Here is a 26,729-nt window from a genome sequence, read left to right on the forward strand (position 1 = left end):
TCAAAGTGACCCGCTGTAAGAGCGGAACCCTAGGTGGCCGTTACCGCAGGAATGGATATGTACGCGGCCAACAAATAATAGGTGGGCTGTCAGGTCGCCATCGCTGGCAAGCCAGCTCCTACACTGGGTCGGGTACCTCCGCGAGCATGCGGCGACCCGACAAGCCAGCGCCTACGGCAACACTGTCCACAACGCAAACCCCGCATACCAAAGCACTGCCGCCCGCAGCAGCAACTCCCAGATACGGTCTAGATTGTGGATGCCCTCAGGCCCAACGACCGGCGCTGGAATTTCACCCGCCACCAGTCCGACCTTTTCGATCAGTTGGGCCGCGCTGATATTCCAGTTCAACAGCTCGTGCAACATCACCCGGCTGACCGCGACAAAGTTGCCGACCAGGGCAAAGCTGGCGGCCAACAGGCGTACCGGCACCCAGTCGAATGCATGACGCAATTGCGCCGCGCGTTCGACCACGGCCGGGTTTTGCCCGTGCTCTTCGGCCAGGGCCAGCAAGCGATAGCTCAACGCGGCGACCGGCCCCAGAAGGAAGTACCAGAAAATGATCGCGAAAAAGCTCTGGTAGGCCTCCCACAATAAATGCCCTTCCACCCGTTCCAGCAGTTGCTCGGCATTGTCGGCGCAGATGTCCAGGTCTCGCTTGGCCACATGGGCCGCCGCTTGCAGGTCTTCGCGGCGCCAGGCATCGCGGAAGGGCCCGAGACCGCCGAGCAGATCACCGCGACCCAGACTGTAGATCACCACCAGCAGATGCACCGGCAGCGCCAATAAGCCGTAGGCGACAGGGTCGAGCACCACCAGCAGCAAGCCCAGCAGCGCCACCGGAAACAGCACCAACACAGCCAGGACCAACCACGGACGGTTCACCAGGCGCGGGCTGAGCTCAAGCTTGTGCAGCTCGCGAACCCAGCCAGCGTCGTGTTGAACCCGGTGGCGCAGGGCCGAAAATTTCTCGATCCACACCGCCAACAGCAACACCAGAAAACTCATTATCCTTCCTCTTGTGCCAGGGCTGCGCGGTAGCGTGCCCAGTCGAACGCGGGCCCCGGATCGGTCTTGCGCCCGGGGGCGATGTCGCTGTGCCCGCAGATGCGTTGCGTGGTGATTGCCGGAAACGCCGATTGCAGTTGACGGGTCAGGGTCGTCAACGCTCGGTATTGCGCATCGTCGAATGGCAGATCATCCGTGCCTTCGAGTTCGATGCCTACGGAAAAATCGTTACAGGTTTCCCGCCCCTCGAAACTCGATACTCCCGCATGCCAGGCGCGCTCAAGGCAAGAGACAAACTGAGTGACGGTGCCGTCACGCTCAATCAGAAAATGCGCAGACACCCGCAGGTCGGCAATTCCTTCAAAATAGGGGTGCTCCGTGACATCCAGGCGGTTCTGGAAGAACTCCTGCACCTTGCCAGTTTGGAATTGCGCTGGCGGCAGGCTGATGTTGTGAATCACCAGCAGGGAAATTTCGCCCTCGGGGCGCGCATTGAAGTTGGGCGAGGGGCATACATGCACACCCTTGCACCAACCACTCGCGGGGTCCAGCTGCATACAAATTCCTTCAACGACGACTGTGTTGATGTCCAGTATGCCGCGATAGTCCTCTGGGAGCGATCACTTGACGCGATTGAGGCGCTGCAGTTTGGCGATCACCGATGCCAGGCCTCGGCCAAACAATGCGCCATCGTCAAGCACGCGCACCGCGCCGCCTCGTAACTGTCCTTCCTCTGCCGTCTGCAGAAAGAATGGCTCCAACACCTCGACCAGCACCGACGCCCCCGCAGGCGAATGTCCCGGTTGCTCGAACGATTGAACGTGCAAGCGCTCCAGCTCGCTGAAAAATGCGCTGGTGGAAAAGGGATCGAACGCCGAACGGCTCAGCCCCTCGCGCAACGACTTGAGCAACCCCGGGACCAGCATCAGCAAACGCTCAGGCGCATCGGGCTGGTCGTGTCTCTGGACGCTCCAGATCAAATCCGCCAAGGCCTGCACATCTGCCTGCCACTGCGGCGACAGATGACCGTGCTTGAGGCAGGTCAACAGCAACACGTTACTCCAGGCGTCGTGCACGAACGCCAGCACACTGTGCGGTAGTGTCTTGCCCAGGAGCTCTTGATTCAACGCCTGCTCCACTCGCTGGCGGGCCAAGGCGGTTTGGGCGCGTCCTTCTTCGGCATCACGAATCCGCTGTTCCAGCAGCTCACTGCGACGGCGCTCGTCACGAGTGAACGCAAGGAACTCCGCCAGCAACTCGGAAAATATCGCCGGATCGTCGCCAAACTCATTCAACAAACGCAGCACCATCTGCTCGATGTACCGATACAGACTGTCGCGCTCATGACCATCGGCCTCACCCCACCCCTGGGCCGCACGGGCGATTTCGTCGAGCAAGCGCCGGGCCGGATGACTGCTGTGGCTGAACAAGTGCTTGTCGAGTACCGCCACTTTCACCAGCGGTATCCGCAGGCGAGCGATCAATGTCTTGAGGCGGTCCGGCAATGTAGCGTCAGCCAGGATGCAGTCGAACAGCATGACGGTGAGCTGGATGGCATCGGCGTCTACCCCCTCGATGACCCACGACTTGCCGCTTTTGACCCAAACCCGGTTCAACAGCTGCTGCAATTGGCCACGCAGGTCGGAGTCGTTCACGGTGAACGGTTCATGCTGCTGCAGGTGTGAGAGCAGGCGCAACAGTTCGCGGTTGGAAATCTGCTGTGTCGGGGGACTGGCTCCAGGGGTGGCGGCAACGCTCGAACGTACCGGCAATAAAAGGTTCTGCAGGTTGGCGAATACCTCGGGCACATGGTTTTCGGCTGCCGGCCCTGCTGGTGCGGCTAGCGCAGCAGCGGTGGCGTTTTCCGTCGTATCACTGATCGGGGCGGGCGCAAGGCCAGGCAGCACGCCAGTGGCCATCAGCAGTTGGTTTGCCTGGGCGTAAAGCTGGCCGGCGCCACTGAGCACGTAGCGGTCAAACAGCTGGAGGATGACCATCTTCACCTTGATGTCCACACCCAGGTGGCGCCCAGCCCCAAGAAAAAACTTGCAGAGCATCGTCGGCCCCAGCGGATTGTGCTGCTCGATCAACGTCCTGCCCAGCAATGTACTGAGGCGGGCGGTGAGCTGATCCAGGGCGAAACCGTCACGGTAGAGCACCTTGTTGACCATCGCGTCCACAGCAAGGTTGCGCTCCAGCCCGTCATCAGGTAGCGCCGCGCGGGTGCTGGTGGACAATGACCGAGGCAGGATCCTGTAGGCGAGGTGGCATTGGCCCAGGCTGATGAACGCCTCGAAGAATTGCTCGAAAAACAACCGTTCGATGCTTTTGCGTTTCAAGCGCAGGTCGCGCATCGCCTCAAAGAACAGGTTCTGCTCGACATCATCGAGTGCCCGGTCGGCCATTTCGAAGAGGGTATCGTCGGCATTGTCGAACAGCGTCTGCAGAGCTTGCCTGAGCTGTTGAGTAGCCTTGTCGCGAACCTGCAGCGCAATGACAGGCAGGCGGGCGAGTGGCGGGTCCATCGCCTGGTCGAGAGCGACCCTGCGCAAAGGCACCACATTCCCGTCGTTGTGCATCCAGCCTCCTGAACCCTGCAGCCGTCAAAGTCGTGACGTCAAATCCAAGGCGAATTATCGGGTAAAGGTAGTCCTAACGCCACCCCAGTGCTCACCGCGCATGAAAAGAACAGGCTCGCGCAACGCAATCGACCAGATGCAGGCTTCAGGACGGTGGGAACGATGCGCATGCCTTGGGTTGCTCGGTAGCATGGCCCTATAATCGGAGCACTTTGTTTGTGGAGTTCCTTATGCCGAATCTACGTCTCGCCGATCTGAACGCCGAAATCGAAGCCAACGTGCGCCGCGCGTTGCTCGAAGACATCGGCAGCGGCGACATCACCGCGCAACTGATCCCGGCCGAACGCCTGGCCAAAGCCACCATCATCACCCGCGACGCCGCCGTCATCTGTGGCACTGCATGGGTAGATACCGTGTTTCGGCAGCTGGACCCACGGGTTGCGGTGCATTGGCAGGTCGCCGATGGCGAGCGCGTCAAACCCAATCAGGTGCTGTTCCACCTCGAAGGGCCGGCTCGCTCGCTGCTGACGGGCGAACGTAGCGCGCTGAACTTCCTGCAGATGCTCTCCGGCGTCGCCACTCGCGCGCAGCAACTGGCAGACTTCGTTGCGCAAACCCAGGTGAAACTGCTCGACACCCGCAAGACCCTGCCAGGGCTGCGCTTGGCACAGAAGTACGCAGTGACCTGCGGCGGTTGCCACAACCACCGCATCGGCCTGTATGACGCCTTCCTGATCAAGGAAAACCACATCGCCGCCAGCGGAGGCATCCCCCAGGCCATCGCCGCCGCGCACAAGATCGCACCGGGCAAGCCGGTAGAGATCGAAGTGGAAAGCCTGGATGAACTGAAAGAAGCGCTGGCGGCCGGGGCTGACATCATCATGCTCGACGAACTGAGCCTGGATGACATGCGCGAAGCCGTGCGCCTGAACGATGGCAAGGCAAAGCTGGAGGCCAGCGGCGGGATCAACGAAAGCACATTGCTGCCGATTGCCGAAACCGGGGTGGATTACATTTCGATTGGGGCGATGACCAAGGATGTGAAGGCTGTGGATCTGTCGATGCGACTGAGCCTCTGATCACGCGTCGTTGAACGAAAAACGCCGGCCTCATGAAGGCCGGCGTTTTTGTCAGACCACCAGATTGTTCATCTCGCAGTACTCATCCCACTCGACACCCAACACTTCAGCCGCTTCCTTGTGCAGTTTCAGGCGCTCGGCCTCGTACTCTTCGGGGGTTGATGTGTATTTGAGCGTCAGTTCCCACGGCTGCAAGCCCTGGGCTTCGGCTTCATCCTCGAACGCCCACTGGATCTGGTCTTTCTGATCGTCGGCGGGCAGGTCCTTGATCTCGTCCATCAATTCTGGCGCATCCAACACGTATTTCTTCAGTGCTTCTACGTGCCTTGCTTCCTGGGTCAACTCTTTAACGGTCATGGCGTTCTCTTTGATCGGGGGAATGGAAGATGGATCTGGATCATCAAGGATCTCTCTGACGCAAAAAAACCGCTTGAAGCCCGGCTTTTCTGGCCTTCAGAACCATTCGGGATCATCTGAAAACAACGTGTCGCTGGTGCCCGAGACAGGAATCGAACCTGCGACCTTCGCGTTACGAGTGCGCTGCTCTACCGGCTGAGCTACACGGGCAGTGGGCTAAACCTAGCACTGACCATGGAGTCAGGCAACTTCCAACACCGTTAAAAAAACAAAAGATCGCAGCCTGTGTAGGCGCTGCCGCAGGCTGCGATCTTTTGATTTTTCTGCGCATAACAAAACGCCCCGAACCAGTCGGGGCGTTTTGTTGTTCAGCGGTCAGGCGCGGGAGTGATTAAACGCCCGAAGCCTTCGCTGCTGCTACGTCCTTGATGGACAGCTTGATACGGCCGCGGTTGTCCACGTCCAGTACCAGCACTTCCACTTCCTGGCCTTCTTTCAGGATGTCGGTCACTTTCTCGACGCGAGCATCGCTCAGCATGGAGATGTGAACCAAACCGTCCTTGCCCGGCAGGATGTTGACGAATGCACCGAAGTCGACGATGCGCTCAACCTTGCCGACGTAGATCTTGCCGATTTCGGCTTCAGCGGTGATACCCAGGACGCGCTGACGTGCAGCTTCTGCCGCTTCCTTGGTTTCGCCGAAGATCTTGATCGAACCGTCGTCTTCGATGTCGATCGAAGCCTTGGTTTCTTCACAGATCGCACGAATGGTCGCGCCGCCTTTACCGATGACATCACGGATCTTGTCGGTGTCGATCTTCATCGCGATCATGGTCGGAGCGTTGGCCGACAGTTCGGTACGCGACTGGCCAATGATCTGGTTCATCTGGCCGAGGATGTTCAGGCGCGCTTCCAGGGCTTGGCCCAGAGCGATTTCCATGATCTCTTCGGTGATGCCCTTGATCTTGATGTCCATCTGCAGCGCGGTCACGCCTTTGGCGGTACCGGCTACCTTGAAGTCCATGTCGCCCAGGTGGTCTTCGTCACCCAGGATGTCGGTCAGGACGGCGAATTTCTCGCCTTCTTTAACCAGACCCATGGCGATACCGGCAACCGGCGCCTTCATCGGCACACCAGCGTCCATCAGGGCCAGGGAAGCGCCGCAAACGGAAGCCATGGAGCTCGAACCGTTGGATTCGGTGATTTCCGACACAACACGGATGGTGTACGGGAACACGTCAGCGGCTGGCAGCATGGCCGAAACCGAACGACGGGCCAGACGGCCGTGACCGATTTCACGACGACCAGCGCCCCCCATGCGACCACACTCGCCTACCGAGAACGGTGGGAAGTTGTAGTGCAGCATGAACGGGTCTTTTTTCTCGCCTTCCAGGGTATCCAGCAGCTGTGCGTCACGGGCAGTACCCAGTGTTGCAACAACCAGAGCCTGAGTTTCGCCACGGGTGAACAGAGCCGAACCGTGGGTCTTTGGCAGAACACCGACTTCGATGTTCAACGGACGTACGGTCTTGGTGTCGCGACCGTCGATACGTGGCTTGCCGTTAACGATGTTTTCGCGAACGGTGCGGTATTCGATTTCGCCGAACGCCGCTTTGACTTCGCTGGAAGAAGGCTGGCCTTCTTCACCGGACAGCTTGGCAACGACCTGGTCCTTCAACTCGCCCAGGCGAGCGTAACGGTCGGCCTTGACGGTGATGGTGTAGGCCTGGGAGATCGCTTCGCCGAACTCGGCACGGATAGCGCCCAGCAGTTCGGTGGCTTCTGGCGCAGGAGCCCAGGTCCAGGTTGGCTTGGCAGCTTCAGCGGCCAGTTCTTTGACAGCGTTGATCACAACCTGGAATTCGTCGTGAGCAAACAGTACCGCGCCCAGCATCTGGTCTTCGGTCAGCTCTTTGGCTTCCGATTCAACCATCAGCACGGCGTCCGAAGTACCGGCAACGACCATGTCCAGGCTCGAAGCAGCTTGCTGCTCGTAAGTCGGGTTCAGCAGGTAGCCGGTGCTTTCGTGGAAGGCAACGCGGGCAGCGCCGATCGGGCCATCGAAAGGAATGCCGGAGATGGCCAGCGCAGCCGAGGTACCGATCATCGCAGCGATGTCCGGATCGGTCTTCTTGCTGGTGGACACGACGGTGCAGACAACCTGCACTTCGTTCATGAAGCCTTCAGGGAACAGCGGACGGATCGGACGGTCGATCAGTCGGGAAGTCAGGGTTTCTTTCTCGGAAGGACGGCCTTCGCGCTTGAAGAAACCGCCAGGGATCTTACCGGCAGCGTAAGTCTTTTCCTGGTAGTGAACAGACAGAGGGAAGAAGCCCTTGCCTGGATCGGCTTGCTTGGCACCAACGACGGTCACCAATACGCTGACGTCGTCGTCAACGGTGACCAATACTGCGCCGGAGGCCTGACGGGCGATACGGCCAGTCTCGAGGGTGACGGTCGACTGACCGAACTGGAACTTTTTGATTACCGGGTTCACGGTGTCCTACCTTCTTTTGTGGCTCTTGGGGAAACTGGGTTCTTGCGAAATTCTTGGGCAACGCCGGGAATCGGCCCGACCGGTTGTCCTGGTTGTACTCACACAGGCAAAACGGATATCCAGATAAAACTTGAGGCTGGGAGCCTGCCATGCACCGGCGCAAATCCGCTGATGCACGACAGACAACCAACCTCTAGCGCAATCGCTTATTAGCGACGCAGACCCAGGCGACCGATCAGAGCGCTGTAACGGCTCACGTCTTTGCCTTTCAGGTAGTCCAGCAGCTTACGACGCTGGTTAACCATGCGGATCAGACCACGACGGGAGTGGTGATCTTTACCGTTGGCCTTGAAGTGACCTTGCAGTTTGTTGATGTTGGCGGTCAGCAGTGCAACTTGCACTTCTGGCGAACCAGTGTCACCAACAGCTTGCTGGTAGTCAGCTACGATTTGAGCTTTTTCTTGAACGTCGAGAGCCATGTGGCAATCCTTTTATCAGGAAACTGTTTCAAAAACAGTTTCAACAGGCCAGGGACAAATCCCTGTATCTAAAAATGAGTAGTGACCGTGCCTGCTAACAGCCACACTCGTTCGGTCATTCTGACCGAATCAGTCGACGCGGCGCGATGCGCCCGTCTTCGCTCACTTCACCGATACCGATGAAGCGACCATTGTGATCCTGTACCCGTACCATGCCGAACTTCGGGGCATCCGGGGCGCGTACCGGCTGGCCGTTGAGCCAGTAGAACGCACTCGCTTCCGAGAACTGCAGCAGTGGCCAATCCAGCAGGCCGCTGTCCGATGGCATCAGGAAGCGGTCGACCGCCTCGTTGCCGCCTTCGGCATGTACCGCTTCCAGCTCTTCGAGAGTAACGGTCTGCGCCAGGGTGAAAGGCCCGGCCTGGGTACGTCGCAGTTCTGCAACGTAAGCGCCACAACCGAGTTGCTCACCGATATCCTCCACCAGGGTGCGAATATAGGTGCCTTTGGTGCAATCCACCGCAAGCCGCGCAGTATCCCCTTCGAAGGCCAGCAATTCCAAGCGCGTAATAGTAACAGAACGCGGTTCGCGCTCCACTACTTCACCTGCTCGGGCCAGCTTGTACAACGGCTGCCCATCACGCTTGAGGGCCGAGTACATCGGCGGTATCTGACTGATTTGCCCACGAAATTGCGGCAATACAGCTTCGATATCGGCGCGACCAACGGTCACCGGCCGCTCCTGCAAAACCTCACCTTCGGCATCGGCCGTAGTGGTGGTCTTGCCCAGCTGCGCCAGGGTTTCGTAACCCTTGTCGGAATCGAGCAGGTACTGCGAGAACTTGGTGGCCTCGCCGAAGCACAGCGGCAACACGCCGGTGGCCAGCGGATCGAGACTACCGGTGTGCCCGGCCTTCTCGGCGTTGAGCAACCAGCGGACCTTCTGCAAGGCGGCGTTGGAGGTGAACCCCAGCGGCTTGTCGAGCAGGATGATGCCACTGACGTTACGACGGATACGTTTAACCTGAGCCACCGATTACTCCTTGGTGTCTTCGGCTTGTGCCGCAACCGAGTGCTGATTGTCTTCAGCCACTGCGCGCTCGATCAAGGCCGACAGATGCGCACCGCGCACGACGCTTTCATCGTAGTGGAAGTGCAACTGCGGAACGCTGCGCAGCTTCATCTCGCGAGCCAGCTGCATGCGCAGGAAACCGGCGGCGGAGTTGAGCACCTTGATGCTTTGCGCGATGTCTTCGTGGCTGTCCTGGCCCATCACGGTAATGAAGATCTTCGCGTGACCGACGTCACGGCTGACTTCCACAGCGGTAATGGTGACCAGGCCGACGCGCGGGTCTTTGACTTCACGACGGATCAGTTGTGCCAGCTCGCGCTGCATCTGATCGCCGATACGTTGGGTACGGCTGTATTCTTTTGCCATGTCTTGTTACCTGTTACTGCCCCACGGTGAAACCCGTGTGGTCTGAAAGCGGCAAACGCCCGGCCTGACAAAAGCCAGACCGGGCGTTGCGTTTAGAGTCCGGGCGATGCGCCGCGCAATTGCATGCGGCTGGCCATCACGGCTCTTGAAGTGCGCGAGTTAGAGGCTGCGAGCAACCTGGACCTTCTCGAAGACTTCGATCTTGTCACCGACCTTGACGTCGTTGTAGCTCTTAACGCCGATACCGCATTCCATGCCGGCACGCACTTCGGAAGCGTCATCCTTGAAGCGGCGCAGGGATTCCAGCTCGCCTTCGAAGATAACGATGTCTTCACGCAGTACACGGATTGGACGGTTACGGTGAACGACACCTTCGATCACCATGCAACCGGCGATCGCGCCAAACTTCGGCGAACGGAACACGTCACGCACCTCGGCGATACCCAGGATGTTCTCGCGAACATCGCTGCCGAGCATGCCGGTCAGGGCTTTCTTGACGTCTTCGATGATGTCGTAGATCACGTTGTAGTAACGCATATCCAGACCTTCCTGCTCGACGATCTTGCGCGCGCCAGCATCGGCACGCACGTTGAAGCCGAACAGTACAGCGTTGGAGGCCAGTGCCAGGTTGGCGTCGGATTCGGTGATACCACCGACACCGCCACCGACCACGCGCACTTGCACTTCGTCGTTACCCAGGCCGTTCAAGGCACCGTTCAACGCTTCCAGCGAACCACGGACGTCGGATTTGAGGACGATGTTGAGCGTCTTCTTCTCTTCCTGACCCATGTTTTCGAAGATGTTTTCCAGCTTGCCGGCGTGAGCACGGGCCAGCTTGACTTCGCGGAACTTGCCTTGACGGAACAGAGCCACTTCACGGGCTTTCTTCTCGTCGGCAACCACACTCATCTCGTCGCCAGCATCCGGAGTACCGTCCAGGCCGAGGATCTCGACAGGGATGGCTGGACCGGCTTCCTTGATTGGCTTGCCGTTCTCGTCGAGCATGGCACGTACACGGCCGTAGTTCGAACCGACCAGGACCATGTCGCCTTGACGCAGGGTACCGTCTTGAACCAGAACGGTAGCCACCGGGCCACGACCCTTGTCCAGGCGGGATTCAACCACGACACCACGGCCGGGAGCCGATGGAGTAGCGGTCAATTCCAGGACTTCGGCCTGCAACAGAACAGCTTCGAGCAGCTCGTCGACGCCAGTACCCATCTTCGCCGAAACCGGCACGAATGGAGTGTCACCACCCCACTCTTCCGAGGTCACGCCGTGTACCGACAGTTCGCTACGGATGCGATCGAGGTCAGCACCTGGCTTGTCGATCTTGTTCACAGCGACAACCAGCGGAACGCCAGCAGCCTTGGCATGCTGAACAGCTTCGATGGTCTGCGGCATCACGCCGTCGTCCGCTGCAACCACCAGGATCACGATGTCGGTCGCCTTGGCACCACGGGCACGCATTGCGGTAAACGCGGCGTGACCAGGGGTGTCGAGGAACGTCACCATGCCACGGTCGGTTTCAACGTGGTAGGCACCGATGTGCTGGGTGATACCACCGGCTTCGCCAGCAGCTACCTTGGCACGACGGATGTAGTCGAGCAGGGAAGTCTTACCGTGGTCAACGTGACCCATTACGGTCACGACCGGCGCACGGGAAACAGCCTCGCCTTCAAACTTCAGGGACTCGGCCAGGGAATCTTCCAGGGCGGTGTCGCTGACCAGGGTCACTTTGTGGCCCAGCTCTTCGGCAACCAGCTGGGCAGTTTCCTGGTCCAGTACCTGGTTGATGGTCGCTGGAGTACCCAGTTTGAACATGAACTTGATGATTTCAGCAGCCTTCACCGACATCTGCTGGGCGAGATCGCCAACAGTGATGGTTTCGCCGATCTTCACTTCGCGCACGACAGGGCCGGTTGGGCTCTGGAAACCGTGGGCGTTGCGTTTCTTCAGCTTGGCCTTGCCGCGACCACCACGACGGAAGCCGTCGCTTTCTTCGTCGGTAGTCCGTGGGGCAACACGTGGAGCTGGCGCCTTTTCCTTGACCGAAGCACGATGCGGAGCGTTTTTACGCTCGCCATCGCCACTACCGCGACGATTGTTGTCGTCGGCACGTGGCTTGTCCGGACGACGCTGTTCGTCGCGCTTGCGGGTATCGGCCGCAGGTGCCGGAGCGGCTGCCACGACCGGTGCGCTTTCGCGAACAGGTTCGGCTACCGCAGCTGGCGCTGCAACAGGTTGGGCTGGAGCGGTCGGCGCAGCTGCAGGCTGGCGACGCGCTTCTTCTTCGGCGCGACGCTTGGCTTCTTCTTCAGCCTTCTGACGGGCAGCATTTTCTACTGCGCGACGTTCATCCAGTTCACGCTTGCGCTCGGCTTCGATTTCTTCCGGGCTGCGCTGTACGAAGACTTTCTTCTTGCGTACTTCAACGCTGATGCTTTTGCTGCCAGCAACACGCAGGGTGCTGGTGGTTTTACGCTGCAGCGTAATCTTGCGTGGTTCTTCCACTTTCGCCTTGTGGCTGCTTTTCAAGTGAGTCAGCAACGATTGCTTCTCACTATCAGTCACACTTTCTTCGGCGGCGGTGTGCGGCAGACCTGCCTCACGCATCTGCTGCAACAGGCGCTCTACCGGTGTTTTGACCTCATCGGCCAGTTGTTTCACCGTGACTTGCGTCATGCACTTCTCTCCTCAGGCCGCGCCTAATTACTCGAACCAGTGGGCTCGGGCGGCCATGATCAACTTGCCGGCACGATCATCGTCAATGCCGTCGATGTCGAGCAGGTCGTCAATAGACTGCTCGGCCAGGTCTTCGCGGGTAATTACGCCGCGCACCGCCAGTTCCATCGCCAAATCCTTGTCCATACCCTCAAGCGAGAGCAGGTCTTCGGCCGGATGGGCGTCTGCCAGCTTTTCCTCAGTAGCGATGGCTTTGGTCAACAAACGATCCTTGGCACGAGCGCGAAGCTCGTTGACGATTTCTTCGTCAAAGCCGTCGATGTTGAGCATTTCTTCCAACGGTACGTAGGCAATCTCTTCCAGGCTGGTAAAGCCTTCATCGACCAGCACCTGTGCCAGCTCTTCGTCGACTTCCAGCTCGTCGATGAAGTTGCGCAGGATGTCGCCGGTTTCTGCTTGCTGTTTAGCCTGGATGTCCGATTCGGTCATCACGTTCAGGGTCCAGCCAGTCAACTGGCTGGCCAGACGCACGTTCTGACCACCACGACCGATGGCCTGAGCCAGATTGTCTGCGCCGACGGCGATGTCCATTGCATGGGCATCTTCGTCAACGATAATTGCCGCAACCTCGGCCGGGGACATGGCGTTGATCACGAACTGAGCCGGGTTATCGTCCCACAGGACGATGTCCACACGCTCACCACCCAACTCGCCCGACACTGCCTGGACGCGCGAACCGCGCATACCGATGCAAGCGCCCTGCGGGTCGATGCGTTTGTCCTTGGAGCGCACGGCGATCTTGGCGCGCGAACCCGGATCACGGGACGCAGCCATTACTTCGATCAGGCCTTCGGCAATTTCCGGCACTTCGATGCGGAACAACTCGATCAGCATTTCCGGCGCGGTACGCGACAGGATCAACTGCGGGCCGCGGTTCTCGGTGCGGATTTCCTTGAGCAGCGCACGCAAGCGCACGCCAACCCGGAAAGTTTCGCGAGAAATGATGTCTTCACGGGCCAGCAACGCCTCGGCGTTGTTACCCAGGTCGACGATCACGTTATCGCGGGTGACTTTTTTCACGGTGCCGGAGATGATTTCACCCAGGCGCTCGCGGTAAGCGTCGACAACCTGAGCGCGCTCGGCTTCGCGAACCTTCTGCACGATGACCTGCTTGGCAGTCTGTGCAGCGATACGGCCGAATTCGATGGACTCGATTTTCTCTTCGACAACGTCACCGACCTTGGCGCCAGGGTGCGTTTCAGCAACCTTGCTCGGCCAGGTTTCGATGGCCGGATCGTCCAGGTCTGCTTCTTCGACGACCGTCCAGCGACGGAAGGTTTCGTAAGCACCGGTGTGGCGGTTGATTTCCACACGCAGATCGACTTCGTCCTCGAAACGCTTTTTGGTAGCCGTGGCCAGAGCGAGCTCCAGCGCTTCAAAAATTACGTTAGCCGGTACGCCCTTTTCATTGGATACCGACTCAACAACCAGCAGTACTTCTTTGCTCATCGTACGCCTCGCCTTTCGCAAGCCATTGGATCCGCGGGATCCGCAGTATCTGGCACGCCTCAGTCAAAACTGGGAATAATGTTGGCCTTGTCGATCATATCGATCGGCAACAGGAACTCATGGTCTTCTACCTGCACCACGACGTCCTGCTCTTCTACACCGCGCAGAAGGCCCTGAAAGTTGCGTCGTCCTTCAAAAGGCGAGCGCAGCTTGATCTTCACTTGTTCACCGGCAAATTTTGCAAACTGCTCAAGAGTGAACAGCGGGCGTTCCATGCCTGGCGAGGAAACTTCGAGGGTGTATTCAACGGAGATTGGATCTTCAACATCCAATACACCGCTGATCTGACGGCTGACGATGGCACAATCGTCCACCAGCACACCGCCCTCTTTATCGATATAAACGCGCAACATCGAGTGACGACCCTGAGCCGAAAACTCGATACCCCAGCATTCATAGCCTAGGGCCACGACCACCGGGGCCAGCAAGGCCTGCAACTCTTCTAGCTTGCTCGACACCTGAACCCCCTCGTGCATGTATGTGCATGCTATGCAAAATAAAAAAATGGGCGAAACGCCCATCCTTGAAACGCCGTCGAACAGCGGCGTTGGAAGTGTCCAGCTAACAAAAAGCCCCTTAAAAGGGGCTCCTTAAACTGGTTGCGGGGGCCGGATTTGAACCGACGACCTTCGGGTTATGAGCCCGACGAGCTACCAGACTGCTCCACCCCGCGACAAAGCTGGGGCGGAAGTATACGACCGATCCCCTACAGGGTCAATGTAACCTTCCACCTGCAAGAAAGCCCGCAACAGCGGGCTCTCCTGACTAATTGGTACCGAGAAGGGGACTCGAACCCCTACACCCTATGGGCACAACCACCTCAAGGTTGCGTGTCTACCAATTCCACCACCTCGGCAATACTACGTTTGAAACCCTTCTTACTTCTGCTCTTGAGCTGGAGGCACGTCAGTCGCTGGAGTAGCCGACTTTTGCTCTTGAAGCACCGGGACATCATCAGAAGCCGGTTGTTGCTTTGGAACTTCCAACACTGCCGGGTTTGGCAAACCTACTTGAGTCAGCTGGTGAGCTTTCTCTTTAGCAAAGTAACCTAACCCTAAGCTGGTTATGAAGAAACCTGCGGCAAGTATAGCAGTAAACTTACTAAGAAAGGTAGAGGAACCTTGGCTTCCGAACACAGTATTTGAAGCACCTGCTCCGAAAGACGCGCCAGCGTCCGCACCTTTACCCTGCTGCAGCAAAACCAGAGCTACTACGCCCAATGCACCCAGCAGATGAAAAACGACTACGACTGTTTCCAGCATTTTTTCAGTTTCCCGCGGCGCGACAAATCGCACCGAACTCATCTGCATTCAGGGAAGCCCCACCAATGAGGCCCCCATCGATATCCGGCATGCCGAACAGTTCGACCGCATTGGCCGCCTTCACGCTGCCGCCGTATAGAAGCCGCACACCTTGCGCGACTTCAGAATTCTCTGCCGCCAACTGCGCGCGAATGGCTGCATGCACATCCTGCGCCTGTTGTGGCGAAGCAGTCAGCCCGGTGCCAATGGCCCAGACCGGCTCGTAAGCGATTACTGCCTTTGCAAACACACCGACACCCAACTCGTCGATGATGCTGCCCAGCTGCTGCGAGACAACCTCAAGGGTCTTCCCGGCTTCACGCTGCTCCAGGGTCTCCCCTATGCACAACACCGGAACCAGGCCACTTGCCTGTGCCGCTGCAAACTTGCGAATCAGCACTTCGTCCTGCTCGCCCATTATCTGGCGGCGCTCGGAGTGCCCGACAAGCACCAGGGAACAACCTGCATCCACCAGTTGACTTGGCGAGACCTCGCCAGTCAGTGCACCTTGCCCCGGCTCCACCGCAGAGTTCTGCGCGCCGACCGAAATCGACTTTCCTTCCAGGCCATCAACCACTTGGCTGATATGCAAAAAAGGCGGGAATACCGCGACATCAACACCGCTCGGCAAGGCCAAGTCACGTAGGCCGTTGATCAGCTCAGCGACGCTGGCGCGGGTACCGTGCATCTTCCAGTTACCAGCTACCATAGGGCGACGCATGCTGTACCTCGTCGGTCAAAGTGGGCGCAGATGTTACCCAACACAATCGAGGCTGGCAAGCCGAATTCAGGCAGAAACTTCAGCAACCAGTTTTGCCAGCTCTTCGGCGTAGCCGCGAACCAGGGTTTCGTCTTCGCCTTCGACCATGACACGCACCAGCGGCTCTGTCCCGGACTTGCGCAACAGCACGCGTCCGCGCCCCGCCATGGCCTGGGTGACACGCTCACTGGCTTCCTTGACCGACGCATGCTCGAGCGGGTTTGCACCGCCACCGAAACGCACGTTGATCAACACCTGAGGGCACTTGCGCAATGCCTGGCGAGCTTGTGCAAGACCCTGCGAACGGGTCTTCAGCGCCATCAGCACCTGCAGCGCGGCGATGATCGCGTCACCGGTAGTGGTGTGATGGAAGCAAACGATATGCCCCGAGTTCTCACCACCCACCAGCCAGTTGCGCTCCAGCAGATCCGCGATGACATAACGGTCGCCGACGTTGGCGCGCACAAAGGGAATCGCCAGGTCCGCCAGGGCGAGCTCCAGCCCCAGGTTGCTCATCAATGTACCGACGACACCGCCTTGCAGCTTGTTCTGCTCATGCAGATCGCGAGCAATGATGTACAGCAGCTCGTCGCCATCGACGATGGCACCAGTGTGATCAACCATCAGCACGCGGTCGCCGTCACCGTCGAACGCGATACCCAGGTCGGCATGCTCGGCCAACACGGCAGCCTGCAGCTGGCCCATATGGGTCGAACCGCAGTTATCGTTGATATTCAGGCCATTGGGATGCGCGGACAGGACCACGACATCGGCACCCAGCTCGCGGAATACGCTGGGCGCTACCTTGTAGGTCGCACCGTGAGCGCAGTCGATGACGATTTTCAGGCCGGAAAAGCTGGTGCCGGTAGGCACGCTACTCTTGCAGAATTCGATGTAGCGACCCGAAGCGTCGTTGATTCGCGAGACCTTGCCGATCTTGCTCGATTCGACCACGGTCATCGGAGTATCGAGCAACTCTTCGATCATGTGCTCGACTTCATCGGGAAGCTTGGTGCCCTTTCCGGAGAAAAACTTGATGCCATTGTCATCATGGGGATTGTGCGAAGCACTGATCACGATACCGGCTTCAGCATGAAAGGTTCGCGTCAGGTAAGCGATGGCCGGCGTCGGCATCGGGCCCAGGAGCATCACATCGGCACCCGCCGATGTCAGCCCGGCCTCAAGCGCCGATTCGAACATGTACCCGGAAATCCGCGTGTCCTTGCCGACCAACACCTTGCACGCGCCCATTTTGCGGAACGCCATGCCGGCAGCCCAGCCCAGCTTGAGCATAAAGTCTGGAGTGATCGGATACTCGCCGACCCGACCACGAATACCGTCGGTGCCAAAATATTTCTTAGTCATAAGTACTCCATCTTTCTTATTCGGCTGATTCCACTGCGGCGATCATTTTCACCACATCAACTGTTTCAGCGACGTCATGGACACGCAATATACGCGCACCCTTATGCGATGCCAGCGCCGCGAGGGCAAGACCGCCGTAAAGGCGCTCACCGACGGGACGATTCAACGCCTGACCGATCATGCTCTTGCGCGACACCCCAACCAACAGCGGGCGCCCCAGGGCATGCAAGGCTTCCATGTGCTTGAACAAGCTTAGATTGTGCTGCAGGTTTTTTGCGAAGCCAAAACCCGGATCCAGGATGATCCGCTCAGCCGGAATGCCCACTGCTGCGCACTGAGCCATGCGCTCGGCAAGAAACTCGCCCACCTCCCGGGTGACGTCCTGGTAGTGCGGGTTGTCCTGCATGTCACCCGGCTCACCGAGCATATGCATCAGGCACACCGGCAAGCCGGTAGCCGCCGCCGCATCCAGCGCACCTTCGCGGCGCAACGAACGCACGTCATTTATCAGGCCAGCACCCAGTCGCGCCGTTTCGCGCATGACTGCGGGCGTGGAGGTATCGACCGAGATGATCACGTCCAGCTCACGGTGAATCCTCTCGACGATCGGCGCCACGCGCTCCAGCTCTTCGAGCGGTGAAACCGCCCTGGCGCCCGGGCGAGTCGACTCGCCGCCGACATCGATCAGTGTGGCGCCAGCCGCCACCATGGCTTCGGCATGGCGCAACGCCGCATCGAGCTGGCTGAATTTGCCACCATCGGAGAAAGAATCGGGAGTGACATTGAGAATGCCCATGACATGCGTCTGGGCCAAATCAAGAACCCGGTTGCCGCAAGGCAACCGGGTCGAGGACTGAACAAAAGTCATTTCAAACCTTAAACGTCAGCAGCGGGACCGCCGATAGGTGTTTCCGGACGCTCACCCTGCACCGCCGGCGGCGTGCCGGATGTACCGGTACCGCCCGACCAGTCGCGAGGCTCGCGAGGGGTGCGTCCAGCCATGATGTCGTCGATCTGCTCGGCATCGATGGTTTCATACTTCATCAGGGCATCGGCCATGGCGTCGAGCTTGTCACGGTTGTCCGTGAGAATCTGCTTGGCCGTGCCGTAGCACTGGTCAATGATGCTGCGCACTTCGGAGTCGATCAGCTTGGCTGTCTCACCGGAGAAACTGGCGTTCTGGCCACCGCCGCCGCGACCGAGGAACACTTCGCCCTCTTCTTCGGCATACATCAGCGGACCGAGTTTTTCGGAAAGGCCCCACTTGGTCACCATGTTCCGCGCAATCTGGCTGGCACGCATGATGTCGTTGGACGCACCGGTGGTGACGCCATCGAAGCCCAAGGTCATTTCTTCAGCGATACGGCCACCATAGAGCGAGCAGATCTGGCTGATAAGCGCACGCTTGGACAGGCTGTAGCGGTCTTCTTCCGGCAGGAACATGGTCACACCCAGCGCACGACCGCGCGGGATGATAGAGACCTTGTATACCGGATCATGCTCAGGTACGACGCGGCCGACAATGGCGTGGCCAGCTTCGTGGTAAGCGGTGTTCTGCTTTTCTTTCTCGGACATGACCATGGATTTGCGCTCGGCACCCATCATGATCTTGTCTTTGGCCAGCTCGAACTCTTTCATCTCGACGATGCGCTTGCCGGCACGGGCAGCAAACAACGACGCCTCGTTGACCAGGTTGGCCAGGTCGGCACCAGAGAAGCCAGGAGTACCACGAGCGATCACAGCCGGAGCGACGTCGTCACCCATCGGCACTTTGCGCATGTGGACCTTGAGAATCTGTTCGCGACCACGGATATCCGGCAAGCCAACCACGACCTGACGGTCGAAACGGCCTGGACGCAGCAACGCAGGGTCCAGTACGTCTGGACGGTTGGTCGCGGCGATCACGATGATGCCGTCGTTCATTTCGAAGCCGTCCATCTCTACCAGCAACTGGTTGAGAGTCTGCTCGCGCTCATCGTGACCACCGCCCATGCCGGCACCACGGTGGCGACCGACGGCGTCGATTTCATCGATGAAGATGATGCATGGCGCGTGTTTCTTGGCTTGCTCGAACATGTCGCGAACACGGCTGGCACCGACACCGACGAACATCTCGACGAAATCGGAACCGGAGATGGTGAAGAACGGCACCTTGGCTTCGCCGGCAATCGCCTTGGCCAGCAAGGTTTTACCGGTACCCGGAGGACCGACCATCAGCACGCCGCGAGGAATGCGGCCGCCCAGGCGCTGGAATTTGCCCGGATCACGCAGGAACTCGACCAGTTCGCCGACTTCTTCCTTGGCTTCGTCGCAACCGGCAACGTCAGCCAGGGTGGTCTTCACCTGGTCTTCGGAGAGCAGGCGCGCCTTGCTCTTGCCGAAGCTCATAGGGCCGCCCTTGCCACCGGCTCCGCCCTGCATCTGGCGCATGAAGAACATGAACACCGCGATGATCACCAGGATCGGGAAGCTCGCCACCAGGAGTTGAGTCCAGATGCTTTGCTGCTCAGGCTGCTTGCCTTCGACCACGACGTGGTTGTCCACCAGGTCGCCGATCAGGCCGTTGTCCTGGATCGCCGGACGAATGGTCTTGAAGCTATCGCCATCGTTGCGCTTGCCGGTAATCACGTAGCCATCAACCGCCACGCGCTCGACCTTGCCATCCTTGACCTGCTGGATGAAGTCGGAATAGTTGAGGGTCTGCGGCTCGTTAGGGCTGGAGAAGTTGTTCATCACCGTCACCAGGACTGCCGCGATGATCAACCACAGGATCAGATTCTTTGCCATATCGTTCAATTAACTACCCTCTGAAGCAAGCGCCGCTGTTGGCGCGCGCTTCGCATGATATTCACCGGCCTAACTTACTACATTACCTACAACTCTGGCAGGCGCCGTCTGTAACCCTTTGTGAAACACTTTCTACACAATATTCGTTTATGCACGCGAGGCGAAATACGAAAAACCTATCACCCCGCCAAAAAACCTCGTTTTATTCACTCCGACCGCGATAGCCCCAAGCCAGCATGTATTGCTCGCGGGAGCTGCCACGTGAAGAGTCCGGCTTGATCATCTGGATCTTGTCGAATTTCTTACGAGCGTCCTTCAGGTAAACATCGAAACCTTCGCCCTGAAAAATCTTGATCAAGAAATTACCACCGGGCTTGAGGATCCGCTCCGCCAAATCAAGCGCCAGCTCGCACAGGAACATGGCCTTGGGCATGTCCACTTCAGGCGTACCACTCATATTGGGGGCCATATCGGAAATCACAAGGTCCACCTGCGAATTACCCACGGCTTCAAGGATCCGAGCGAGCACTTCGTCCTGGGTGAAGTCACCCTGGATGAAAGTCACGTCCGGAATGCTGTCCATTTCCAGGATGTCCGAGGCGATCAAGCGGCCCTGGCCACCGATCAGCCGGCTAGTGACCTGCGACCAGCCACCGGGTGCCGCACCCAGGTCGACAACACTCATGCCCGGACGAATCAGTTTGTACTTTTCCTGGAGTTCCAGAAGCTTGTAACTCGCACGCGAGCGGTAGCCGTCTTTCTGCGCCTGCTTCACATAGGGATCATTGACATGTCTTTTCAGCCACTCAAGGCTTGTCTTGGAACGCGCCATTGGGCACCTCGATGATAAGGGTCGTGATTAGTTGGGCGGATCCACGAACCCTCGGGTAAAATGGCCGCCATTTTACAGAATCCAGACGAAAGGGTCAGATTATGCCGCTCACTCAAGAGCAGAAGAAACAGTACAAATCCATTGGCCACCATCTGAAACCAGTTTTGATCGTGGCTGACAACGGTTTGACTGAAGGTGTGTTAGCCGAACTTGAACGCGCCCTGGCGGATCACGAGCTGATCAAGATCAAGCTCAACATCCTCGATCGCGAATCGCGCCTGGCATCCATTGCCGAGCTGTGCAAGGTTGGCAAAGCGGATCTGGTACAGGTCATCGGCAAGATGGCCCTGATTTACCGCAAGAACTTCAGCGTCAACAAGCAGCTGTCGAACGTCCATCGCTTCAAGTGATGACAAGGGTCAAGGGTGTGCTTCGCGCACCCTGCCACTCCATCCGGGTACCGGCTGCATGATCAGCACCAGGCCCGAGAATCCCAGGACCAGATAGCTGAACACCTGCCAGCGCTGCGCATCAGGCCAGCCGACATGCACGGCGACATACGTCGCACACGCCAACAACGCGATCAACAGCACCTGCCCACGAAAATCCCGCCATAGACTGGCAAGGCCATTGGCCTGTACCAGCACCAAAGCCTGAAAGATCACGCACACGGCGGCAAACCCCACCACCATGCTCTCGAACAAGCCGGCGATCTCATCGATCAGCAACGGTGCCAAGCCAATTCGGCCCAACACCGGCTGCAAACCGAGATGCACCAGCCACAGACCGCCAACCCACAACATCTGGGCCAGCTGCCAGAGCATGGCGCCCGCATGCAGCGGGCGCCTGGCTTCAGATGTGACGGACTTCGACAATCTCGTACTCGATAACGCCGCTAGGCGTTTTCACGGCAACCACATCACCCTCTTCCTTGCCGATCAAGGCACGGGCCAAAGGCGAGCCGACCGAAATCTTGCCGAGTTTGAAGTCAGCCTCATCCTCACCCACGATGTGGTAAGAGACGCTTTCGTCAGTCTCGACGTTGGCGATTTCGACGGTGGTACCGAAAATCACTTTGCCGGTGTGAGGAATGGTCGTGACATCAATGATGACCTGATTCTGGATCCGGCCTTCGATATCACGAATCCGCGCCTCGACCATGCCTTGCTGTTCGCGGGCGGCATGGTATTCAGCGTTTTCTTTCAAGTCACCCAACTCGCGAGCCGTACCAATGTCCTGGCTGAGCTTGGGACGGACGACCTTGGTCAGATGAGCGTGTTCTTCTTCCAGGGCTTTGGCGCCCAGGACGGTCATTGGGTATTTGATCATGCCTTCAATCCTGCGTGTAGATCCTGCAAGCGGCGCACGGTCTTCTCGGGACCGAACTTCAGCGCTTCACAGATAGCTTCGCCAGCAGCAATGGTCGTGGTGCAGTAAATCTTGTGCTGCAAGGCATTACGACGAATGGAATAGGAGTCAGCGATCGACTGACGGCCTTCGGTGGTGTTGATGATCAGGGTGACTTCGTCATTCTTGATCATGTCGACTACGTGCGGACGCCCTTCGGTCACCTTGTTCACCCGGCGCACTTTCAGGCCTGCCGCTTCGATCAGCTTGGCAGTACCGGCAGTGGCCACCACTTCGAAGCCCAAGTTGATCAGATCACGGGCCACGCCCGCAACCAGTGGCTTGTCGTCATCACGGACGCTGATGAACGCAGTACCGCCGGTCGGCAGCACTTCGCTGGCACCCATCTGGGCCTTGGCGAACGCTTCACCGAAGGTGTCGCCCACGCCCATCACTTCACCGGTGGACTTCATCTCAGGGCCGAGGATCGGGTCAACGCCAGGGAATTTGGCGAATGGGAACACCGCCTCTTTCACACTGTAGAAGTTCGGGATGATTTCCTTGGTGAAGCCGATTTCCTTCAGGGTTTTACCGGCCATCACGCGTGCAGCGATCATTGCCAGGGAAACACCGATGCACTTGGACACGAACGGCACGGTACGCGAAGCACGCGGGTTGACTTCGATGACGTAGATGTCGTCGCCCTGCAGCGCCAACTGTACGTTCATCAGGCCGACCACACCCAGTTCCAGGGCCATTTTCTTGACCTGTTCGCGCATCTCGTCCTGGATGTGCGCCGGCAGCGAGTACGGCGGCAGCGAGCAAGCGGAGTCACCGGAGTGAACGCCAGCCTGTTCGATGTGCTGCATGATCGCACCGATCACCACGTCTTTGCCGTCGCAGACCGCATCCACGTCCATTTCGATGGCGCAGTTGAGGAAGTGGTCCAGCAGCACCGGGCTGTCGTTGGACACTTGAACCGCTTCACGCAGGTAGCGCTTGAGTTCTTCTTCTTCGTAGACGATTTCCATCGCACGGCCGCCCAATACGTAGGACGGACGCACCACCAGCGGGTAACCAATCTTGCTGGCGGCACGAATCGCTTCGTCTTCGCTGCGCACGGTGGCGTTTGGCGGCTGACGCAGATTCAGGCGCTGGACCATCTGCTGGAAGCGCTCGCGGTCTTCGGCACGGTCGATGGCGTCAGGGCTGGTGCCGATGATCGGCACGCCGGCGGCTTCCAGGGCACGCGCCAGTTTCAGCGGGGTCTGGCCGCCGTACTGGACGATCACGCCTTTGGGCTTCTCGACGCGGACGATTTCCAGCACGTCTTCCAGGGTCACTGGTTCGAAGTACAGGCGATCGGAGGTGTCGTAGTCGGTGGACACGGTTTCCGGGTTGCAGTTGACCATGATGGTCTCGTAACCGTCATCGCGCAGGGCCAGTGCCGCGTGTACGCAGCAGTAGTCGAACTCGATGCCCTGGCCGATGCGGTTCGGACCGCCACCCAGGATCATGATCTTGTCGCGACCCGATGGCGCCGCTTCGCACTCTTCTTCGTACGTCGAGTACAGGTACGCGGTATCGGTGGCGAACTCGGCAGCGCAGGTGTCGACGCGCTTGTAGACAGGGAAGATATCCAGCTTGTGACGGTGAGCACGCAGGGCCTTCTCGGTCACACCCAGCAACTTGGCCAGGCGCATGTCGGAGAAGCCTTTGCGCTTGAGACGGAACATCAGGTCGCGGTCGATGCTGGTCAGACCCAGGGTCTTGACCTTCTCTTCGTCCTTGATCAGGTCTTCCATCTGCACCAGGAACCACGGATCGATCATGGTCATGCCGAAGATGTCTTCAACGCTCATGCCAGCGCGCATCGCGTCCGCCACGTACCAGATACGCTCGGCGCCCGGTACGGTCAGCTCGCGCTTGAGCACGCTCATGCTTTCCGGGTTGCTCAGGTCAACCTTCTCGTCCAGGCCGCAAACGCCCACTTCCAGGCCACGCAGGGCTTTCTGCAGGGATTCCTGGAAGGTACGGCCAATGGCCATGACTTCACCGACCGACTTCATTTGCGTGGTCAGGCGTGCGTCAGCCTTGGAGAACTTCTCGAAGGCAAAGCGTGGCAGCTTGGTCACGACGTAGTCGATGGACGGCTCGAAGGATGCCGGGGTCTTGCCGCCGGTGATGTCGTTCGACAGCTCGTCCAGGGTGTAGCCCACAGCCAGTTTGGCCGCGACCTTGGCAATCGGGAAGCCGGTGGCTTTCGAGGCCAGTGCCGACGAACGGGATACGCGCGGGTTCATCTCGATCACGACCATGCGGCCGGTGTTCGGGCAGATGCCGAACTGAACGTTGGAACCGCCGGTTTCCACGCCGATCTCGCGCAGTACCGCCAGGGAGGCGTTACGCAGGATCTGGTATTCCTTGTCGGTCAGGGTCTGTGCCGGTGCCACGGTGATCGAGTCACCGGTGTGCACGCCCATCGGGTCGAAGTTTTCGATGGAGCAGACGATGATGCAGTTGTCCTTCTTATCGCGGACAACCTCCATCTCGTATTCTTTCCAGCCGATCAGCGATTCGTCGATCAGCAGTTCTTTGGTCGGCGACAGGTCCAGGCCGCGGGCGCAGATTTCTTCGAACTCTTCACGGTTGTAAGCGATACCGCCACCGGTGCCGCCCATGGTGAAGGACGGACGGATGATGCATGGGAAGCCGAGCTTCTCGAGAACCGCGTTGGCCTCTTCCATGCTATGGGCGATACCGGAACGCGGGCACGCCAGGCCGATGGACTTCATCGCCTTGTCGAAACGCGAACGGTCTTCAGCCTTGTCGATGGTGTCGGCATTGGCACCGATCATTTCTACGCCGAACTTCTCCAGGACGCCTTCGCGCTCCAGATCCAGGGCGCAGTTCAGTGCAGTCTGGCCGCCCATGGTCGGCAGCAGTGCGTCCGGACGTTCTTTCTCGATGATCTTGGCAACGGTCTGCCACTTGATCGGCTCGATGTAGGTGGCGTCGGCCATGGCCGGGTCGGTCATGATGGTGGCCGGGTTGGAGTTCACCAGGATGACGCGGTAGCCCTCTTCGCGCAGGGCTTTGCAGGCCTGGGCGCCGGAGTAGTCGAATTCGCAGGCCTGGCCGATAACGATCGGGCCAGCGCCGAGAATCAGGATGCTTTTAATGTCTGTACGTTTTGGCATGGGTTTGTCACTCAAATCCGCAGGTCAGTCGGCAAGCCGTCTTGTTCAATCTGTGAAGACCCGAGGGGGCCACCGGTATCGGGGCCGCCCTCAGGCTTTGCAACATCAGGGCGAGCGATCAGCGTCGCTTGGCCATTTCGTTGATGAAGCGATCGAACAGGGGTGCTACGTCGTTCGGGCCAGGGCTGGCTTCAGGGTGACCCTGGAAGCTGAAGGCGCTCTTGTCAGTACGCTCGATGCCTTGCAGCGTGCCGTCGAACAGCGATTTGTGGATCGCGCGAACGTTGGCCGGCAGGGTCGCTTCGTCTACCGCGAAACCGTGGTTCTGGCTGGTGATCATCACCACGCCAGTGTCCAGGTCCTGGACCGGGTGGTTGGCACCGTGGTGGCCATGGCCCATTTTCAGGGTCTTGGCGCCGGAAGCCAGGGCCAGCAGCTGGTGACCGAGGCAGATGCCGAATACCGGGATCTCGGTTTCCAGCACGTCCTTGATCGCCTGGATCGCGTAGTCGCAAGGCTCCGGATCACCAGGGCCGTTGGACAGGAACACGCCGTCCGGCTTCAGGGCCAGCACGTCGGCAGCAGGCGTTTGCGCAGGCACGACGGTTACGCGGCAGCCGCGCTCAACCAGCATGCGCAGGATGTTCACCTTGACGCCATAGTCGTAGGCCACCACGTGGTACGGCAGCTCGGAGGCTTCGATGGTCGCGTGGCTGTCGGTTTTCAGATCCCAGACAGTCGAGCGCCACTCGTACTTCTCGGTGGTGCTGACGACTTTCGCCAGGTCCATGCCCTTGAGGCCAGGGAAACCTTGGGCAGCGGCGATGGCGGCTTCTTCGGAAATGTTGTCACCGGCCATGATGCAGCCGTTCTGCGCGCCTTTTTCACGCAGGATGCGCGTCAGTCGGCGGGTGTCGATACCGGCGATGGCCACAACGTTGTTGGCCTTCAGGTAGTCGGACAGGGACATGGTGTTACGCCAGTTGCTCGCCACCAGAGGCAGGTCACGGATGACCAGGCCAGCGGACCAGACGCGGTTGGACTCGGCGTCTTCCGGCGTGGTGCCGGTATTGCCGATGTGCGGGTAAGTCAGGGTAACGATCTGTTGGGCGTAGGAAGGATCGGTAAGGATTTCCTGATAGCCGGTCATTGCGGTGTTGAACACCACCTCACCAACGGTTTGACCGTCGGCTCCAATGGCTTCGCCGCGAAAAATGCTGCCATCAGCAAGGGCGAGTATGGCTGGCTTAGTCAAGAAGACCTCCCGTAAATAAAGCCTGAAAGGGCGATCGCAGGTTGTAAAAAAGCGGAGTGACGTATGGACACGTCACCCCGCTTCTTCACTGAATTATTCTGCGCGCTTTTAGTGGACACACTAAAGCTGTAGCTTACAGAAAAAGGCCTTTTTGGTCTACCGCCAATGAGCCCTAAAGGCTGGAGAATGCG

At 58.9% G+C, this 26,729-nt stretch carries 23 protein-coding genes and 3 tRNA genes; 2 read left to right on the plus strand and 24 right to left on the minus strand.

The genetic code is table 11. The annotated features are described in order from the left end of the window. Positions 1-171: 171 nt before the first annotated feature. The 3 genes from ampE to NQL71_RS06345 form a co-directional block, all read right to left on the minus strand. Complete coding sequence (gene ampE, locus NQL71_RS06335) at positions 172-1,008, minus strand: regulatory signaling modulator protein AmpE (protein ID WP_046820610.1); 837 nt, start codon at positions 1,006-1,008, stop codon at positions 172-174. Next, on the minus strand, positions 1,008-1,565 hold the full coding sequence (gene ampD, locus NQL71_RS06340; RefSeq protein WP_046820611.1) for a 1,6-anhydro-N-acetylmuramyl-L-alanine amidase AmpD: 558 nt from the start codon (positions 1,563-1,565) through the stop codon (positions 1,008-1,010). Before ampD ends, ampE begins: the two co-directional genes overlap by 1 nt. A gap of 63 nt (positions 1,566-1,628) precedes the next feature. Further along, a complete protein-coding gene (locus NQL71_RS06345) occupies positions 1,629-3,587 on the minus strand; it encodes a DUF1631 domain-containing protein (RefSeq protein ID WP_274642400.1) in 1,959 nt (652 codons plus the stop codon). Between the two features lie 230 nt (positions 3,588-3,817). On the opposite strand from NQL71_RS06345, the gene nadC reads away from it, so the two are divergent. After that, positions 3,818-4,666: a carboxylating nicotinate-nucleotide diphosphorylase gene (gene nadC / locus NQL71_RS06350; protein ID WP_046820613.1), complete on the plus strand. Its 849-nt coding sequence runs from the start codon at positions 3,818-3,820 to the stop codon at positions 4,664-4,666. Between the two features lie 51 nt (positions 4,667-4,717). Here nadC and NQL71_RS06355 read toward each other — a convergent pair whose 3' ends face one another. The 17 genes from NQL71_RS06355 to rlmE all read right to left on the minus strand — a co-directional run bounded on the left by NQL71_RS06355 (position 4,718) and on the right by rlmE (position 20,736). Then, positions 4,718-5,023 carry a DUF6388 family protein gene (locus tag NQL71_RS06355; protein ID WP_166618442.1) on the minus strand — a complete coding sequence of 102 codons (306 nt, stop codon included), beginning with the start codon at positions 5,021-5,023 and terminating at the stop codon, positions 4,718-4,720. 134 nt (positions 5,024-5,157) lie between these two features. Then, positions 5,158-5,233: transfer RNA gene (locus tag NQL71_RS06360), tRNA-Thr, on the minus strand. Positions 5,234-5,414: 181 nt separating this feature from the next. Beyond that, positions 5,415-7,520 carry a polyribonucleotide nucleotidyltransferase gene (gene pnp / locus NQL71_RS06365; RefSeq protein ID WP_007915263.1) on the minus strand — a complete coding sequence of 702 codons (2,106 nt, stop codon included), beginning with the start codon at positions 7,518-7,520 and terminating at the stop codon, positions 5,415-5,417. Between the two features lie 209 nt (positions 7,521-7,729). Next, positions 7,730-7,999 carry a 30S ribosomal protein S15 gene (rpsO, locus tag NQL71_RS06370; protein WP_046820615.1) on the minus strand — a complete coding sequence of 90 codons (270 nt, stop codon included), beginning with the start codon at positions 7,997-7,999 and terminating at the stop codon, positions 7,730-7,732. Positions 8,000-8,114: 115 nt separating this feature from the next. Beyond that, positions 8,115-9,032, minus strand: coding sequence for a tRNA pseudouridine(55) synthase TruB (gene truB, locus NQL71_RS06375; protein WP_020796537.1), 918 nt, complete (start codon positions 9,030-9,032; stop codon positions 8,115-8,117). Positions 9,033-9,035: 3 nt separating this feature from the next. Continuing rightward, a complete protein-coding gene (gene rbfA, locus NQL71_RS06380; RefSeq protein ID WP_008057429.1) occupies positions 9,036-9,437 on the minus strand; it encodes a 30S ribosome-binding factor RbfA in 402 nt (133 codons plus the stop codon). Positions 9,438-9,596: 159 nt separating this feature from the next. After that, positions 9,597-12,122: a translation initiation factor IF-2 gene (gene infB / locus NQL71_RS06385; RefSeq protein WP_077182426.1), complete on the minus strand. Its 2,526-nt coding sequence runs from the start codon at positions 12,120-12,122 to the stop codon at positions 9,597-9,599. A gap of 27 nt (positions 12,123-12,149) precedes the next feature. Continuing rightward, positions 12,150-13,631 carry a transcription termination factor NusA gene (gene nusA, locus NQL71_RS06390; RefSeq protein ID WP_007988680.1) on the minus strand — a complete coding sequence of 494 codons (1,482 nt, stop codon included), beginning with the start codon at positions 13,629-13,631 and terminating at the stop codon, positions 12,150-12,152. 59 nt (positions 13,632-13,690) lie between these two features. Continuing rightward, a complete protein-coding gene (rimP, locus tag NQL71_RS06395) occupies positions 13,691-14,149 on the minus strand; it encodes a ribosome maturation factor RimP (RefSeq protein ID WP_007973115.1) in 459 nt (152 codons plus the stop codon). A 138-nt stretch (positions 14,150-14,287) separates the two neighbouring features. Next, positions 14,288-14,364 (minus strand) — tRNA-Met (locus tag NQL71_RS06400). A gap of 97 nt (positions 14,365-14,461) precedes the next feature. Continuing rightward, positions 14,462-14,547, minus strand: a tRNA-Leu gene (locus NQL71_RS06405). Between the two features lie 22 nt (positions 14,548-14,569). After that, on the minus strand, positions 14,570-14,953 hold the full coding sequence (gene secG / locus NQL71_RS06410; RefSeq protein ID WP_017336473.1) for a preprotein translocase subunit SecG: 384 nt from the start codon (positions 14,951-14,953) through the stop codon (positions 14,570-14,572). Positions 14,954-14,957: 4 nt separating this feature from the next. Next, a complete protein-coding gene (gene tpiA / locus NQL71_RS06415; RefSeq protein WP_046820617.1) occupies positions 14,958-15,713 on the minus strand; it encodes a triose-phosphate isomerase in 756 nt (251 codons plus the stop codon). Between the two features lie 66 nt (positions 15,714-15,779). Further along, positions 15,780-17,117, minus strand: a complete 1,338-nt coding sequence (gene glmM, locus NQL71_RS06420) for a phosphoglucosamine mutase (RefSeq protein ID WP_274642401.1) — start codon at positions 17,115-17,117, stop codon at positions 15,780-15,782. A 16-nt stretch (positions 17,118-17,133) separates the two neighbouring features. After that, positions 17,134-17,985, minus strand: a complete 852-nt coding sequence (gene folP / locus NQL71_RS06425; protein WP_046820619.1) for a dihydropteroate synthase — start codon at positions 17,983-17,985, stop codon at positions 17,134-17,136. 8 nt (positions 17,986-17,993) lie between these two features. Further along, positions 17,994-19,904: an ATP-dependent zinc metalloprotease FtsH gene (gene ftsH, locus NQL71_RS06430; RefSeq protein ID WP_046820620.1), complete on the minus strand. Its 1,911-nt coding sequence runs from the start codon at positions 19,902-19,904 to the stop codon at positions 17,994-17,996. 202 nt (positions 19,905-20,106) lie between these two features. Further along, complete coding sequence (gene rlmE, locus NQL71_RS06435; RefSeq protein WP_274642402.1) at positions 20,107-20,736, minus strand: 23S rRNA (uridine(2552)-2'-O)-methyltransferase RlmE; 630 nt, start codon at positions 20,734-20,736, stop codon at positions 20,107-20,109. A 101-nt stretch (positions 20,737-20,837) separates the two neighbouring features. On the opposite strand from rlmE, the gene NQL71_RS06440 reads away from it, so the two are divergent. Continuing rightward, positions 20,838-21,146: a YhbY family RNA-binding protein gene (locus tag NQL71_RS06440; RefSeq protein WP_007942889.1), complete on the plus strand. Its 309-nt coding sequence runs from the start codon at positions 20,838-20,840 to the stop codon at positions 21,144-21,146. Between the two features lie 9 nt (positions 21,147-21,155). Here the strand turns inward: NQL71_RS06440 and NQL71_RS06445 are convergent, their stop codons facing one another. The 4 genes from NQL71_RS06445 to carA form a co-directional block, all read right to left on the minus strand. Continuing rightward, positions 21,156-21,560: an MFS transporter gene (locus NQL71_RS06445; protein WP_077182424.1), complete on the minus strand. Its 405-nt coding sequence runs from the start codon at positions 21,558-21,560 to the stop codon at positions 21,156-21,158. A gap of 28 nt (positions 21,561-21,588) precedes the next feature. Next, complete coding sequence (gene greA, locus NQL71_RS06450) at positions 21,589-22,065, minus strand: transcription elongation factor GreA (RefSeq protein WP_046820623.1); 477 nt, start codon at positions 22,063-22,065, stop codon at positions 21,589-21,591. Then, positions 22,062-25,283, minus strand: coding sequence for a carbamoyl-phosphate synthase large subunit (gene carB / locus NQL71_RS06455; RefSeq protein ID WP_046820624.1), 3,222 nt, complete (start codon positions 25,281-25,283; stop codon positions 22,062-22,064). The genes greA and carB overlap by 4 nt, the downstream gene beginning before the upstream one ends. Positions 25,284-25,401: 118 nt before the next feature. Then, positions 25,402-26,538, minus strand: a complete 1,137-nt coding sequence (carA, locus tag NQL71_RS06460) for a glutamine-hydrolyzing carbamoyl-phosphate synthase small subunit (protein WP_046820625.1) — start codon at positions 26,536-26,538, stop codon at positions 25,402-25,404. Between the last annotated feature and the right edge of the window lie 191 nt (positions 26,539-26,729).

Source organism: Pseudomonas serbica (assembly GCF_028823535.1).
Taxonomy (GTDB): Bacteria; Pseudomonadota; Gammaproteobacteria; order Pseudomonadales; family Pseudomonadaceae; genus Aquipseudomonas; species Aquipseudomonas serbica.